This is a genomic window from Clostridium sp. CTA-6 (assembly GCF_054768115.1).
Window position 1 is genome coordinate 70,771 of record NZ_BAAAAU010000005.1, and the last position, 15,965, is coordinate 86,735.

Sequence of the window (15,965 nt, forward strand, 5' to 3'; positions counted from 1 at the left end):
TATTTATAAAATATTTAAAAGAAAACTGTGCATAATGTAATATACAAAATATTAAGGAAAGGAATGAGATTTATGTCTATAGATTCTCTTTTAGTAGGAAAAAATTTAAAGCTTACGGCTGTTGAAAAAGACGATATAGAAACTATAGCTTCCTGGTATAGAGATGTAAATTTTTTAAGACATTACGATATAATATCAGCATTCCCTAAAAATAAAGAGCAAGTAGAGGAAATTATAAATAGTTCCTATAAATCACAGTATGGTTATGTATTTGCTATAAGAAATATAAAAGATAACAAGATTATAGGTCTAACAGGTCTTGAAGATATAGTATGGAATAATGGAACAGCTATCTTTTATATAGGTTTTGGAGAGGAAGAAGCTAGAGGAAAAGGTTATGGAACCCAGGTTACAGAATTAGTTTTAAACTTTGCATTTAAAGAGCTAAATCTTCACAGAATTCATTTAACAGTGTTAGAATATAATCATAGAGCTATAAAACTTTATGAAAAAGTAGGGTTTAAAAAGGAAGGAACCTATAGAGAATTTATTCATAGAGATGGAAAAAGATATGATCTTTATATGTATGGCATTTTAAGAAGAGAATGGGAAAGCTTGAGGTAGCAGATTATTATGGAGGAAATAAAGAATATAGATTATGTAGAAAATATAATAAAACACAATTCTATGGTGTTAATATATTTTTCATCAAATGAAAAATGTAATGTCTGTACTATCCTTAAAGATAAAATAAATGTTATTGGAGAAAAATATAATATAAAAGTTTTCAATGTAAATATAGATAATTTTAAGGAGACATCCGGAAGATATAATATATTTACGGTTCCAACTACCTTATTTTATATAGAGGGGAAAGAAATATTAAGAGAAGGTAGATATATAAGTCTTATAGAATTTGAAGAAAAAATAAAAAGATATTGTGATTTATATGGGGATGTTTCAAAATAAAATATATTTTGAGATATTCCCTTATAGGGGGTATTTTATGTGGGCTATATTATTGTTTTTATTTTTAGGAATGTTAATAGGATACTTTAAAGAGTTTTCTAAAAAGGGTAAAAAGATAAATGGAATTTTACAGCAAATAGGGGTATTTGCGTTATTATTTTTTATGGGAGCCTCCATAGGAGCTAATAAATCTGTAGTAAAAGATATAAAAAATATAGGACAGGTTTCTATAGTATTTGCAATAACTACAACTATATTTAGTATAATAATACTTTATATAGTTTCTAAGAGATTTTTGCAAAAGGGGGAGGAATAATTGACTTTATTTATGTTTTTATCTGTATTGCTAGGTGCTTTATGCGGATATTTTTTTATTCCAGAAACCCTTATTCCTAATATAGAATTTATAAGCACTATAGCTTTAAACTTACTTATTCTGTTTGTAGGTATCGATGTGGGAAGTAACAAAAATCTAATAAAGGACTTAAAAAGGAATGGATTAAAAGTACTTTTAATACCACTATCAATAATAATAGGCAGTCTTACTGGGGGAATAATAACTGCAATGTTTTTTAAATTATCTATAAAATCAGCTTTGTCTATAGCTGCTGGTTTTGGATGGTATAGTTTATCTGCAGTTATGCTTACTAGTCTTGAAAGTGCCCAAATAGGTACCATAGCATTTTTAACAAATGTATTTAGAGAAATAATAGCAGTAATTACAATACCATTTCTAGCAAAAAAATTAAATCATTTTACAGCCATAGCTCCAGCAGGAGCCACATCTATGGACACCACATTACCTATAATATCAAAAAACACATCCCCAGAGGTAGCTATAGCATCCTTTATAAATGGGGTAATACTAAGTTCCTTAGTACCAATACTGATATCCTTCATATACACAATATAAGGAAATTGCTACCTAACAACCTTTAAAGAGTGAGAATTAAAACAAGAAATACTTTTAGTCAATAGATAGCTATAAAAATAAAGAATACTAATATTTGTGCCCTAATATTTAAGCTAACGCTCTAATGCCACGTCCTGTTTACTTCACGCTTAAATATTAGTTCACAAATAAAGCATTCTAATTATTTTTTTAGATATCTATTTTCTTTAAAAGTATTTCTTGTTTTAATACCTTTAAAAGTTGTTATAATAATTTCCTGCTGAAATAAAAACCTACAAAAGGATGATTTTGTTTCGCTCCTTTACACAAAATTTTTAATTATAATTATTCCACTAAGTTAATCATTAATTTAAAGACTGTAAGATTAAATTTGTTTGCTACCGTAAATGGTTTAAATTGTAAGTTCATGCATTATAAATCTTATGAAAAATATAGTCTCTTGACATGCTACCGCATTAATTTTCTATCGAAAATTTTTTTGAAGCCTTTACTGAAAAGAATATAAATAATTAAAAATTTTTTATGTGCGTACAATGATATAAATATCTTCAAAAAGTTATTCTAACTTCCCTTGGTTTAAAAAGATAGGGATATGTGGTGTAAAAGGTATTTGAACAAGATTAGAATCTCTTATTGAAGTGAGTTGCCCTTGTAACCACATATCCCTTTTTTAAACCAAGGGTAGCATTACCCTTATATGTATCCATTCATTCCTCTTACAGATATTTCTCCAGAGATTAGTGGTTTTATTTCTTCATTTTCAAATTGAACTAAAAGTTCACCATTAGAATTTAAACCCACAGCTTTTCCCAAACGTTCTTTATTTCTGTTTATTATTCTAACTTCTTTGCCAATTAGTATAGAATTTTTTTTGCATATTTCTATAGAAGTATCTATATTGTTATATTCTATAAGTTCTGTATATAGTTTTTCAAAATTATTTAATATGTCTGCAACTAAAATATTTCTTTTAAATTCTTTATTATCTTCTATTTTTAAAGATGTTGCCTTTGAAATTAAATCCTTTGGTATATCTTCTTCTTCACAATTTACATTTATGCCCATACCCACTACTACATAATTTACTTTGTTTATCTCTCCGCTCATTTCCGTTAGAATACCACATACCTTTTTATTGTTTACTATAATATCATTAGGCCATTTTATATAAGCTTTAATATTATTATTAAGTAAAGTTGTTATTACAGCAGCAGCGGCTACTTGAGTTATTTTAGGTACATCCATAGTGTTTATATCAGGTTTTAGTATGATGGACATATAGACACCTTTAAATTTAGAGGAGGACCAAGTTCTACCTAATCGACCCTTTCCTAGAGTTTGTTCCTCAGATATTATTACTGTACCGTCATTTTCAGAAGAGGCTATTTTTTTCGCTTTGTCATTAGTAGAATTAATAGAATCAAAATGAATAATATTTTGACCCAAAAATTTAGTTTTTAATAAACTTACAATTTCTTCAAAGGTTAAAATATCAGGACAAGAAATCAATCTATATCCTTTTTTGGATGCAGATTCGATATTATAACCTTCTTTTTTTAGCCCATTTATATATTTCCAAATGGCTGTTCTTGAAACACCTAATTTATCACTAATATATTGTCCAGATATAAATGTATGAGAACTATTTTTTAATATATTTATTATGGCTTCTTTCAAACTATTTGCCTCCTTAGTTTATAGCTAAAAGTTTCTTTACTATATTATACTACATAAAAATATTTATAATATAATATTTTAAACTTAAATTGTTTTATTATAAATATTTTCAATGATAAAGAAAATAATAAACATATAGAATCAAAAAGAAAGGGGAATTTTTATGAATAATTTACATTTAAATGTATCAGGAATGGCAAATAATGAAAGTAAAACTAGATTATTAAATGCTTTAGACAGGGTTAAGGGTGTTCAAGAAGTTGCTATAGATTTAGCTAGAGGTACTGTGGAGGTAGGCTATAATAAGCCTACAAATGAAATGGATATAAAAAATTGTATAGAACATACTGGATATAAAATAATATAGAGGAGATTGTCCTAAAATTAAATATATTTTAAGATATAGATACTCAAAATTATATGTTATATAATAAAGGTAAAATATTAAGTTACTATAATTTAGCACGAAGTATATAAATGTAAATGATAAATATATATTTATTAAATTTTAATGAATATAATATTATCATATAGGATTTTTTTATTTTATATAGAAATATATATAATGGTTTTATTTTTACAAGTTTAAAGGGGGGAATATATTTCTTATATAAAACTAAATTATAGGAAGGAATATATATGAATATAGCGTTTTTTCTTACACCTAAGTTAGAAGTGATTTATGAAAATGAAAATAGTACAATGAGGCAGGCACTAGAGAGAATGGAATATCATAGGTATACAGCTATTCCACTTATAGATGATAATGGTAAATATGTAGGCACTTTAACTGAAGGAGATATGTTATGGAAAATTAAAAATACTCCATATATAAGTTTTAATGACACAAATAAAATAAGTTTAAAGGATGTTCCAAGGCATACATATAATAAGCCTGTTCATATTAATGCTGAAATAGAGGATTTAATATCTTTATCAATAAATCAAAATTTTGTTCCTGTGGTAGATGATAATCATATATTCATAGGAATAATAAAAAGAAGTCAAATTATAAATTATTGCTATGATTGCATTAAAGAAAAAAAGGATATTATAATAAAAGAAGGCAAGAGCTAAAGTGCTCTTGCCTTTCTTTTTTTAGATAATAAATAAATTAGAAACAAAATGTTAATTTATTTTAAATTTTAAAACCAATAAAAGGAAAATAATAGAAATAGTTGAATTATTTATATATAATGTAAAAATATGCATATATTAAAAGGGGAGTGGGGAAATGGAAAATATAAGTACTGTAATTATTAAAGAACAACAGGAAGTTATAAAGAAATTTTTACCCATAAGATTTATATTAATTAACGTGGTAATTGTTTTTATTTATGTAAGTCATGTTAAATCAGATTTAGAATCTTTTTGTATTTTTAATATTGCAATGGTAGAGGGAATAATAGCTAATAATATATTGTATGGATTTTCTAATAGAGATATGAAAAATTTTAAAAATAAATTTAACAGTAAGTATAATAATAAAACAAAAATATATAAAAATTTTATTAATAATATTATTTCGCCTATAATAATATTAAAAGATGAAAAAATTTATTTTATGAATGATGAAGCTAAAAAATTTATAAAAATTAAAAAGAACATAAATTTTAATAATATAAATATATATGATTATTTAGAAGAGAAATTTTATAAAGAAGGATTATTAAAGATAAATAATATAAAAAATTCTACAGGTGTTACTTATTTAAATGAAAAAATTATTTTAAAAGATGGAGAAATATTGAAGGTAGATTTAAGATGCTTTGTTTTAAACTTAAATGACGAAGAATTTGTAAGTATATCTATTAAGAATAATATCTTATTACAAGAAAATAAAAAATTATATGAAGAGTTAGAAAAAAACAAAGTAGAACATAGACAAAGAGCTGAATTTTATGCTAATATATCCCATGATTTAAAGACACCTATAAATATTATATATTCTGCTATTCAGGTTATGAATATGGCTTTAGACAATAAAAAAATAGATACTATTGAAAAATATATTGGAGTAATAAAACAAAATTGTTACAGACTTTTAAGACTTGTAAATAATATAGTTAATACCAATAAAATCGAATCTGGATGTTGCAAAATTAAATTAAATAATAATAATATAGTTAGTTTAGTTGAAGATATAGTTACATCTGTTTCTACATATGTTGAGAATAATGATATGGATATAATATTTGATACAGATACAGAAGAAAAAATTATAGCTTGTGATAAGGATATGATAGAAAGAGTTGTATTAAATCTTATATCAAACTCTGTTAAATATAAACAAAGTGGAAGAGGCTGTATACAAGTCACTGTACAAGATAAAGAAGATAGAGTTATTATTTCTGTTAAAGATAATGGTATAGGCATAGCTAAAAATATGCAAAAGAATGTGTTTAATAGATTTGTACAATCTAATAGAAAAGAATATGATTTAACAACTTGTAGTAGTGGTATAGGTCTTGCTTTAGTTAAATCTATAATTGATATGCATGAAGGAAATATTCATATAAATAGTAAAGAAAATAAAGGTACAGAAATAATATTTGATCTTCCTTCTAGAAGAGTTAAAGAAGCTGATAAATGTAAGGAAATATATACTAAAAATATAGGTCAGAATGTAAAAATTGAATTCCCAGAAATATATGATAGCGCTATTTGAATAAAAACCTTTATATTTGTCTTTAGTAATAAAGAGGGCGTTTCAAAATTAAATATATTTTGAAACACCTCCCTTTTATTATTTTATTAGGCAAATTGATTTTAAAAATTTATTTGTTTTTATTCTTATTTTTATTAGTTATTTTATTTTTTCCTTCTTCTGAAATTATAGGGGTCTGATAATTACACTTTTCCATTCTAGCTTTTTTATTATCAGGTTGACTATCTTTAGGCATGAAACATCTCTCCTTATTGTAAATTATTAAGTTCTTTTAGAATCAGAGTTATTTTATTAAAAAGTATTTTTAGCTTTTTTAATATTGAAAGAACTTATATATGTGATAAACTTATTTTTTACATAAAGACTGTTTTATATTACTTAAAATATTAAAATTTTGTACGAAAAAGTATATGAACGAATATAATATATCTTTAGAGTGTAATAATAAAAATTAATTTATCTATTGATTTTTATAGGAGGATAAAAATGGTGAAAAAGAATAATAGATTTAATGTTATATTTTTAATTATGAGCTTAATTATAGTGTTTTTTACTATGTTAAAAGTACATATAAATATAAAATAAAACTATACAATTGAAACAAGGTCTGTCTCTAAAAAAGTTTAAATCTATTTTATTTACAGATAGACCTTGTTAATGTTAAAAGATAAACATAAAATAATAAAAATTTATTAATATTTAAATGAATATTAAGATAAATAAGATATAATTAAGCTAAATGATGTTATTTTTATAACAATTTTTGTTTTTATATTTTAAAATTTGTGGTAATATATATTTATGGATTATTTATCTAAAGGTTTACAATGAAGGATAGTATAAATTTAGAGGTGGATTATATGGAAAAAGATTTTGCAATAGCTTTTATAGGAAATAATATTTTTTATCATTTAGGTGTAGTTAAAGCTATAGAAGAATATAATATGTATAATAAATTTAAGGCAGTATCAGGAAATGGGTTAGGATCATTAAGTGCTATAATGTTTGGGAAAAAAGATTGTAATTCATTTAAATATATATGTACTTTAATGAATAATATAAAAAGAATACATATTAAAGAAGATGAAATTTATCAAATTTTGAATATGCATACTATAAATAAGAGTTTAAATGAAAAAATACATATATGGAGTAGAAAGATTTCTGAGGAAGGCATGATAAGTTGGAGCGATATGCTAAAAATTATAAATAATAAATATACAAATGTAGGAAAGAATGATTTTAACATGGATTGTTATTTAGGGTGCTATGAGTTGCCTTTTATGAGAAAATCAGTATTTAAATTAAACAATTATGATAGTAATTATATGGAGAAAGTTATATTAAATTCAGTGGCAGAACCTAGTATATTTAATAATAGAGTTAAGAGTAAATCTTTTATTACAGGAGATATAAATTGTGAATTGCCTATAGAAATATTAAAAGATAATAATTATAAAAATATACTAATAGTTGATTCAAATAATATGAAAATAAAATATAAATATAAAGGGTTAGAAAAATTTAATGGAAAAGATTTAGAGAATAAGATTAAATATGATGAACCAGAAAAATACATAGAAAAAGCATATGAGGACACAATAAATATTATAAAAAACAGTTTAAAAAATATAGCTTAAATAAAAATTTTATTAGGTTTAAGAAAAGTTGCTGATGATTATTAAAGTATCTTTAGCAACTTTTTTATTTATAGATACTGTTAACCAAAATATAAATGTAGCATAAGAATAAATTAAGGGAGTTTTATTATATTTAAAATAAAAATATTCTTAAATTATAGAATATAAGATTTTTTGTGTTATAATGTATGAGTTAAAGAAATAAGTGTTAGGCGAATAATATTTTGATAAGAAAGGTTGGTGGTAGTTGTGGAATCTGGACCTTATGAACCCAAATCGGAACTTAATACAATAAATAGCAAGTACCACAGTTACAAAGCCTTTCTATTTAGTTTAGGCCTAAATTTCATAAGTAAACTATAAATTCATGTATAAATATTATATTTATATTTGAAAAGTTGATTTAGTTATATAATGCTTATTAATGAAGACTGTACTCTAGAAACTAAAATTAATTTAATATAAAAGGTTTTGTTTGTGGTGCCTAAAGGAGGAACCACAATGGAAAAAATACTAGAACTTATAAACGGGAAAAAATATTCAGAAGCTAGAGAAGAACTTTTGAAACTAAATAGTGTAGATATAGCTACTTTATTAGAAGAAGTAGATAATAAAAAAAATATGCTAGTTTTGTTTAGATTATTACCTAAAGATATAGAAATAGATGTATTTTCCTATATGTCCAATGATATGCAACAATATATAATACAATCTATAACCCATGAGGAAATGACTACTATAATAGATCAATTATATTTTGATGATGTTATTGATTTATTAGAAGAAATGCCTGCTAATATAGTTAAAAAGATCTTACTAAATACAGATGATAAAAAAAGAAAGCTTATAAACCAGTTCTTAAAATATGAAGAAGATTCAGCTGGAAGCATAATGACTATAGAGTTTGTAGACTTGAAAAAAGAAATGACTGTAGAACAGGCTATAGAACGTATAAGAAAAACTGGTGTGGATAAGCAAACTATAAATACTTGTTATGTTATTGATAAAAACAGAAAATTAGAGGGGATTACTTCTATAAGAAGACTTATATTAAGCAATAAAGACGTATTAATAAAAGATATTATGAAAGAAAATTATGTTTCTATAAATACCTTTGATGATCAGGAATATGTTGCTAATCAATTTAAAAAATATGATTTAGTTTCTATGCCAGTAGTTGATAAAGAACATAGATTAGTTGGTATCATAACTATAGATGATATAGTTGATATAATAGATCAAGAAAACACAGAGGATTTTCATAAGATGGCAGCTATGGAGCCTTCAGAAGAGGAGTATTTAAAAACAGGAGTTTTTGAATTAGCAAAACATAGGATAATTTGGCTTTTAGTACTTATGATATCAGCCACATTTACAGGAAATATTATTAGAAAATCTGAAGATGTACTTCAATCTGTAGTTATACTTGCATCCTTCATACCAATGTTAATGGATACCGGTGGAAACTCAGGTTCACAATCTTCAACTTTAGTTATAAGAGGTTTAGCATTAGGAGAAATAAAGCTTAAAGATATATTTAAAGTTATGTGGAAAGAGTTTAGGGTGAGTGTAGTTGTAGGTATAGCTTTATCAGTAGTTAATTTTTTAAGAGTATACTTTATAGAAAAGGTAAGTTTTATGGTATCTATGACAGTTTGCATAAGTTTATTTTTCACAGTAGTATTGGCAAAAGTTGTAGGTGGAATATTACCTATAGTTGCTAAGAAATTAAAGTTAGATCCAGCTATAATGGCTAGCCCATTAATTACAACTATAGTAGATGCAGTAGCACTTTTAATTTACTTTGGTATAGCTAAAATATTACTTGGAATATAATAAAAGAAATTAATAATAATTTTACTAAAAAGTAATTATATAATAAATATTAGAAGAAGTGAGCATAGGTATATTTAAGGCACTTAAACATACCTATGCTTATTTAAATATATTTTTAATAATAATTTATAATTTATGTAGAAGTTTTATAAAATTTTTTCTGTAAAGGCATATAATATTTTAAAATTCAGTAATAAAGATGTTACTTAAAGGTAATAAGGGCTTAGGTAAGTGAATTGGTATTTGTAGCAGGATATGATTTTGTTATTTAAGAATAATTTTATATAGTATACTATATAAAATTATAATATATTATGGATTTATAAAATTTTATAAAAAATTATAAAATCTTATCGTTGACAGTTCATAAAATAAAATTTATAATAGAGAAAAATGAAGGTTTAACACATTTAAAAATTCATATTAGCCCATGATGAGAATAGTAGCTTAAATATAGGTTAAAGAGAGTCAGTGGTTGGTGAAAACTGATACTGTTATTTTAGTGAATCCACCTCGGAGGTAATTGCGATGAGCAATACGGTTAAAACCGTTATATTTTTGAGAGAATCATATAATCTTTTATATGATTAATAAGGGTGGCAACGCGAGTCAATCGTCCCTACCAAGGGACGGTAGACTCTTTTTGTATTCTCAAAAAAGATTTCTATATATTTTTCTTAGGATTTCACTTTAATAATGCATAACTTTAAAATAAAATATAAAAAACAAATTAAGTAGTATGAAGTATATTATTGAATAAGTACTTTAATAGTAAAAGAAAAATATACTATAAATTCATAGTTCAGAATATTGAAAAAACATTCAAAAATATAGTTCAAATTAAGAGGAGGATATTTATTATGCATAAAAGATTATTTATTCCAGGACCGGTAGAAGTAGAAAGAGATGTATTAGAAAAAATGAGTATGGCTATGATAGGTCATAGAACAAAGGAAGCTTCAGTTCTTCAGAAAGACATTAGTGATAAATTAAGAAAAGTTTTTAATACAAAAGAGGAGATTTTACTATCTACATCTTCTGGTAGTGGACTTATGGAAGGTGCTATAAGATGTACTACAGTTAAAAGGGCAGCGGTATTTGCTATAGGTGCCTTTGGTAAGAGATGGTATGAAATGGCTGTAGCAAATAATGTACCAGCAGATTTATATGAAGTGCCATGGGGAGAAGCTGTAAAACCAGAATTAGTAGATGAGGTGTTAGCTACAGGAAAATATGATTCTATTTTTATAACTCATAATGAAACCTCTACAGGCATTATGAATCCAGTAGAAGAAATAAGCAAAGTAATAAAAAAATATCCAGAAGTAATATGGTCATTAGATTGTGTTAGCTCTATGGCAGGAACAAAAATAGAAGTAGATAAGCTAGGGGTAGATGTATGTATAACCTCTACTCAAAAGGCATTAGCATTACCACCAGGAATGGCTATCTGCTCATTCTCTCAAAGGGCTGTAGAAAGAGCAGAAAAAGTTACTAACAGAGGATATTATTTAGATTTACTTTCTCTTTATAAATATATACAAAAGAAAAACTATCAATATCCATCTACACCTTCTTTATCTCATATGTTTGCTATGGATTATAGACTAGATAAAATATTGGAAGAAGGCCTTGAAAATAGATACGAAAGACATATAGAAATGGCAGAGTATGTAAGAGCTTGGGCTAGAAAATACTTTAAAATCTATGGAGATGAAAAATATTTATCAAATACCCTAACTAATATAGAAAATACAAGAAATATAGATATTAAAAAATTAAATGAAGAATTAGGGAAAAGAAGTTTTCAAATATCTAATGGTTATGGAAAATTAAAAGATAAAGGATTTAGAATAGCTCACATGGGACAATGTACACTAAAAGATATAAAAGAATTATTAGAAAATATAAATGATATCTTAGGATTAGAATAGAGTTATAATTTCTAATTTAAAAAATAATAAAATTATAATTATATATATAAGGAATTAAAATAAGTTATTGATTTATAAGTTAAATAATAATGAAGTTATACTTCAAAATATGAAGAATTATAAAATGAATTAATTATATTTATAAAATAAGAAAAATAAAAAGATTAATGGGATTACCCATATATATTTGAGAGGATGAAATTTATGATAAAAATATTAGTTTCTGATGGAATGGAGCAGAATGCTTTAAATAAATTAAATGAGCAAGGATTTGTAGTATTAGATAAACATTTTGAAAAAGAGGAGCTTAAAGATAAAATAAAAGATTTTGATGCTATTATAATAAGATCAGCTACTAAAGTAGACAAGGAAATAATAGATGCAGGAATAAAACGAAATCTAAAATTGGTCGTAAGAGCAGGTGTTGGACTTGATAATGTAGATTTAGAATATGCTAAAGAAAAAGGGGTTATTGTTTTTAATACACCTAAAGCTAGTAGTGTATCTGTAGCAGAATTAACTATAGGACACATGCTTTGCATAAGCAGATTTATAAATACAGCAAATGTTACTATGCTTGAAGGGAAATGGGAAAAGAAAAAGTATAAAGGAACAGAAATATATGGAAAAACCTTAGGCTTAATAGGATTTGGAAGAATAGCTAGAGAAGTTGCTAAAAGAGCTAATGCTTTAGGGATGAATGTAATTTATTATGATATAGCAGGCAAGTGTGAAGAATATGAAGAATTTAAATGCTGTACTTTAGAGTATTTATTAAAGAATTCAGATTTTATATCTGTTCATATACCTTTCAATAAAGATAGAGGAGCTTTATTAAAGGAAGAAGAATTTAATATAATGAAAGATGGAGTTTATATAATAAATTGTGCTAGAGGTGGAGTAATAGAAGAAGAAGCTCTTTTAAAAGCTCTTAATAACGGAAAAGTAACAGCAGCAGCTTTAGATGTATTTGAAAATGAGCCAAAACCAAAAAAAGAACTTATAAATCATGAAAGAGTAAGTGTAACACCTCATATAGGAGCATCTACTAAAGAAGCTCAGATGAGAATAGGAGAAGAAATAGTAGATATATTAGATAATTTTTTTAATATAGGAGGAGAAGGATATGACCATATTAAAGTCATTTAGAGCAATAAGACCGAATAAAGGATTTGAATATAAAATAGCAGCATTACCTTATGATGTAGTAAATACTGAGGAAGCTAAGGAAATAGGGGACAAAAACCCCTATTCTTTCCTACATATAGATAGAGCAGAAATAGATCTAAATAAAGATATTAATCCTTATGACCAAAAAGTTTATGATAAGGCAAGAGAAAATTTAAATAACATGATAAATAAAGAACTATTTATAAAAGAAGAAAAACCAATGTTATATATTTATAGCCTTAATATGAATGGAAATGTGCAAACAGGTATAGTAGGTTGTTTATCTATTAATGATTATATGAATAATGTAATAAAAAAACATGAGCACACTAGAGAAGAAAAAGAGCTAGATAGGATAAAACATGTAGATACGTGCAGTGCTCATACAGGACCTATATTTTTAACTTATAAATATGAAGAAAAATTGAATACTATAATAGAAAACTGTACTAAAAATAAGGCTTTATATGATTTTGTAGCAGAGGATGGGGTTAGACATACAGTATGGCAAATAGATGATGAAAATACTACAAAAGAAATATGCCATATATTTAAAACTATCCCTTCAGTCTATATAGCAGATGGCCATCATAGAGCAGCTTCAGCAGTAAAAGTAGGGTTAAAAAGAAGGGAAGAAAATAAAAACTACACAGGAGAAGAAGAATTCAATTATTTTTTAGGTGTACTTTTCCCACATAAGGAATTAAAAATAATGGATTATAATAGAGTGGTAAAGGATACATTATACTATACAGAGGAAGAATTTATAAATAAAATAGAAGAAAAATTTATAGTAAGAGAGTACAACCCTAAATTAGAAAATAAAAAAACTATAAAAAATTGTGAAGTAGAGCATGAGTTGCAAAGTGAACAACTAGAAAAAATATCTTCAGAAGATTTACAATATAGACCTAAAGAAAAATATAATTTTGGTATGTATTATAAAAATAAATGGTATGTGTTAGCCGCAAAACCAAATACATTTAATGCTCAGGATGAAGTAGAATCACTAGATGCTGCTATATTACAAAATAATTTATTAGAACCAATACTTAAAATAAAAGATCCAAGAAAGGACAATAGAATAGCTTTTGTAGGTGGTATAAGAGGATTAAAAATATTAGAAGAATTAGTGGATAAAACAGAAAATGGGGTAGCCTTTTCCATGTATCCTACAGCCATAGAAGAAATAATAAAAATAGCAGACAATAATAAAGTTATGCCACCAAAATCCACCTGGTTTGAACCAAAATTAAGAAGCGGATTATTTATACATGAAATATAATGAAGTGATAAAGGTAAAGTAATAGGATGTTGAAAATATAAATATCAGGGGTAGTTTATTATCAAACATCAAATTTTTAAATAAGAATAAAAAGCATTGAAGAAGTTAGAGAAGAAGTAGTAGAAAAGGTAAGGTAAAATTAAAGTGAAACAATAAAAAAGTGAGCATTAAATATAGAAAAAATAGGGTAGAAGGAATAAGGTGAAGTATTAATTTTCAAAGCTTGAAAAAGTATTGAAGAAAAATATTGAAAAACCTTATTCTTTTTTAATTTCCTCATTTATATGATTTTATTCTTATATCCATCTAGTGTATTTATTCTGATTTTTTTATCCAATATTTTTATACTTGTTCAAGTAATAATTCTAAATACTCTTGGTATTTTCATATTTCCCATGATGTATGTTTAGATGAAGCTTAATAATTTTAATAAATAAGTCTAATACAAAAATTAATTTTTAAATGATATAAATAGTTTTTTTAGACGCAATAAGGATATACTAACTATATTGTTCTATATAGTTTCTAAGGATGTTTGTAAAAAAATTGAGGTAACATATAAAAAATTAGTAGAGTTAGAACAAGATATATTTAAATATATAAACCTTAAAAATAATATATTATTTAAAAATATACAATCAGGGAGGACAATGATTATGGCATTTAAAATCAATGATATGGTTACTTGGGTTGGAAAAATAGATTGGGAATTAAGAAGTTTCCATGGTGAAGAATATTCTACATATAAAGGATCATCTTATAATTCATATTTAATAAAAGATGAAAAAAATGTACTTATAGATACTGTTTGGCAACCATTTGCAAAGGAATTTGTTTCTAACTTAAAAAAGGAAATAGATTTGGATAAAATTGATTATATTATTGTAAATCATTCAGAAATTGATCATAGTGGAGCATTACCTGAACTCATGAAAGAAATTCCAAAGACTCCTATATATTGTACTAAAAATGGAGCAAAGTTATTGAAAGCTCATTATCATGAAGATTGGAATTTTGTTGAGGTTAAAACAGGGGATACTTTAGAAATAGGAAAAAATAAGTTGACATTTATTGAAGCAAGAATGCTTCATTGGCCAGATAGTATGTTTACTTATTTAAGCGGTAAAAACATGTTGTTTAGTAATGATGCTTTCGGACAGCATTATGCATCAGAACTTATGTACAATGATAAAGTTGATAGTTCAGAATTATTACAAGAGGCAATAAAATATTATGCAAATATTTTAACACCTTTTAGTCCATTAGTAATAAAGAAAATAGAGGAAATATTAAGTTTTAATCTACCAGTTGATATGATTTGCCCTAGTCATGGTGTCATTTGGAGAGAAAAGCCTCTTCAAATTGTAGATAAATATATAAAATGGGCTAAAAATTATAGAGAAAATCAAGTTACTATAATTTATGATACCATGTGGAATAGTACAAGAAGAATGGCAGAGACTATAGCAGAAGGCATAAAGAAAATAAATAAAGATGTTGCAATAAAAATTTTTAATTCCTCAAAAAATGATAAAAATGATATTATAACAGAAGTATTTAAATCAAAAGTAACCCTTGTTGGATCTTCAACAATAAACAGGGGTATGTTATCATCCACAGCATCAATATTAGAAATGATAAAAGGACTTGGATTTAAAGAAAAAAAAGCTGCAGCATTTGGAAGCTATGGATGGGGTGGAGAATCTGTTAAACTCATTACAGAAGAATTAAATAAAGCAGGATTTGAAATAATAAATGATGGAATAAGAGAAATGTGGAATCCTGATGACGAGGCATTAGATAGATGTAGAAGTTTTGGAGAGAACATAGGAAAAGTATTAAATAATATATAAGTATCTATAAAAAGGAGTAG

Annotated in this window: 15 protein-coding genes and 1 other annotated feature; of the genes, 13 read left to right on the top strand and 2 right to left on the bottom strand. The window is 25.3% G+C overall.

All coding sequences use genetic code 11. The features are described from left to right. Positions 1 to 72: 72 nt before the first annotated feature. The 4 genes from ACYUDJ_RS09035 to ACYUDJ_RS09050 are packed head-to-tail and all read left to right on the top strand — an operon-like array spanning position 73 to position 1,882. Complete coding sequence (locus ACYUDJ_RS09035; RefSeq protein ID WP_043031733.1) at positions 73 to 624, top strand: GNAT family N-acetyltransferase; 552 nt, start codon at positions 73 to 75, stop codon at positions 622 to 624. Positions 625 to 633: 9 nt separating this feature from the next. Continuing rightward, positions 634 to 969, top strand: coding sequence for a thioredoxin family protein (locus ACYUDJ_RS09040; protein ID WP_042385597.1), 336 nt, complete (start codon positions 634 to 636; stop codon positions 967 to 969). A 37-nt stretch (positions 970 to 1,006) separates the two neighbouring features. Next, positions 1,007 to 1,285, top strand: coding sequence for a LysO family transporter (locus tag ACYUDJ_RS09045; RefSeq protein ID WP_042385357.1), 279 nt, complete (start codon positions 1,007 to 1,009; stop codon positions 1,283 to 1,285). Continuing rightward, the gene (locus ACYUDJ_RS09050) at positions 1,286 to 1,882 is read left to right on the top strand and encodes a LysO family transporter (protein ID WP_042385354.1); all 597 of its coding nucleotides are present in this window, start codon (positions 1,286 to 1,288) and stop codon (positions 1,880 to 1,882) included. Between the two features lie 693 nt (positions 1,883 to 2,575). Here the strand turns inward: ACYUDJ_RS09050 and ACYUDJ_RS09055 are convergent. After that, complete coding sequence (locus ACYUDJ_RS09055) at positions 2,576 to 3,559, bottom strand: biotin--[acetyl-CoA-carboxylase] ligase (protein WP_043031734.1); 984 nt, start codon at positions 3,557 to 3,559, stop codon at positions 2,576 to 2,578. Positions 3,560 to 3,722: 163 nt separating this feature from the next. Here ACYUDJ_RS09055 and ACYUDJ_RS09060 point away from each other — a divergent pair, with 163 nt between their 5' ends. The 3 genes from ACYUDJ_RS09060 (at position 3,723) to ACYUDJ_RS09070 (ending at position 6,227) form a co-directional block, all read left to right on the top strand. Then, positions 3,723 to 3,926 (top strand): heavy-metal-associated domain-containing protein, encoded by a 204-nt coding sequence (locus tag ACYUDJ_RS09060; protein WP_003487254.1) that lies wholly within the window; start codon positions 3,723 to 3,725, stop codon positions 3,924 to 3,926. A 272-nt stretch (positions 3,927 to 4,198) separates the two neighbouring features. Next, a complete protein-coding gene (locus ACYUDJ_RS09065; RefSeq protein WP_003487252.1) occupies positions 4,199 to 4,636 on the top strand; it encodes a CBS domain-containing protein in 438 nt (145 codons plus the stop codon). A gap of 157 nt (positions 4,637 to 4,793) precedes the next feature. Next, positions 4,794 to 6,227 carry a sensor histidine kinase gene (locus ACYUDJ_RS09070; protein ID WP_003487250.1) on the top strand — a complete coding sequence of 478 codons (1,434 nt, stop codon included), beginning with the start codon at positions 4,794 to 4,796 and terminating at the stop codon, positions 6,225 to 6,227. A 109-nt stretch (positions 6,228 to 6,336) separates the two neighbouring features. Here ACYUDJ_RS09070 and ACYUDJ_RS09075 read toward each other — a convergent pair whose 3' ends face one another. Next, positions 6,337 to 6,462 carry a hypothetical protein gene (locus tag ACYUDJ_RS09075; RefSeq protein ID WP_003487248.1) on the bottom strand — a complete coding sequence of 42 codons (126 nt, stop codon included), beginning with the start codon at positions 6,460 to 6,462 and terminating at the stop codon, positions 6,337 to 6,339. 625 nt (positions 6,463 to 7,087) lie between these two features. Between ACYUDJ_RS09075 and ACYUDJ_RS09080 the strand changes: the two genes are divergently transcribed. The 6 genes from ACYUDJ_RS09080 (at position 7,088) to ACYUDJ_RS09105 (ending at position 15,945) form a co-directional block, all read left to right on the top strand. Further along, on the top strand, positions 7,088 to 7,867 hold the full coding sequence (locus ACYUDJ_RS09080; RefSeq protein ID WP_042385352.1) for a hypothetical protein: 780 nt from the start codon (positions 7,088 to 7,090) through the stop codon (positions 7,865 to 7,867). A gap of 501 nt (positions 7,868 to 8,368) precedes the next feature. Continuing rightward, the gene (mgtE, locus tag ACYUDJ_RS09085; protein WP_042385350.1) at positions 8,369 to 9,703 is read left to right on the top strand and encodes a magnesium transporter; all 1,335 of its coding nucleotides are present in this window, start codon (positions 8,369 to 8,371) and stop codon (positions 9,701 to 9,703) included. A 421-nt stretch (positions 9,704 to 10,124) separates the two neighbouring features. Next, positions 10,125 to 10,327 (top strand) — a binding site (T-box leader). 236 nt (positions 10,328 to 10,563) lie between these two features. Next, positions 10,564 to 11,637: a pyridoxal-phosphate-dependent aminotransferase family protein gene (locus ACYUDJ_RS09090; protein WP_003487242.1), complete on the top strand. Its 1,074-nt coding sequence runs from the start codon at positions 10,564 to 10,566 to the stop codon at positions 11,635 to 11,637. Positions 11,638 to 11,841: 204 nt separating this feature from the next. After that, positions 11,842 to 12,786 (top strand): D-2-hydroxyacid dehydrogenase, encoded by a 945-nt coding sequence (locus ACYUDJ_RS09095; protein WP_042385346.1) that lies wholly within the window; start codon positions 11,842 to 11,844, stop codon positions 12,784 to 12,786. After that, positions 12,764 to 14,092, top strand: a complete 1,329-nt coding sequence (locus ACYUDJ_RS09100) for a DUF1015 domain-containing protein (RefSeq protein ID WP_003487238.1) — start codon at positions 12,764 to 12,766, stop codon at positions 14,090 to 14,092. The genes ACYUDJ_RS09095 and ACYUDJ_RS09100 overlap by 23 nt, the downstream gene beginning before the upstream one ends. Positions 14,093 to 14,748: 656 nt before the next feature. After that, the gene (locus ACYUDJ_RS09105) at positions 14,749 to 15,945 is read left to right on the top strand and encodes an anaerobic nitric oxide reductase flavorubredoxin (protein WP_042385593.1); all 1,197 of its coding nucleotides are present in this window, start codon (positions 14,749 to 14,751) and stop codon (positions 15,943 to 15,945) included. Positions 15,946 to 15,965: the final 20 nt, after the last annotated feature.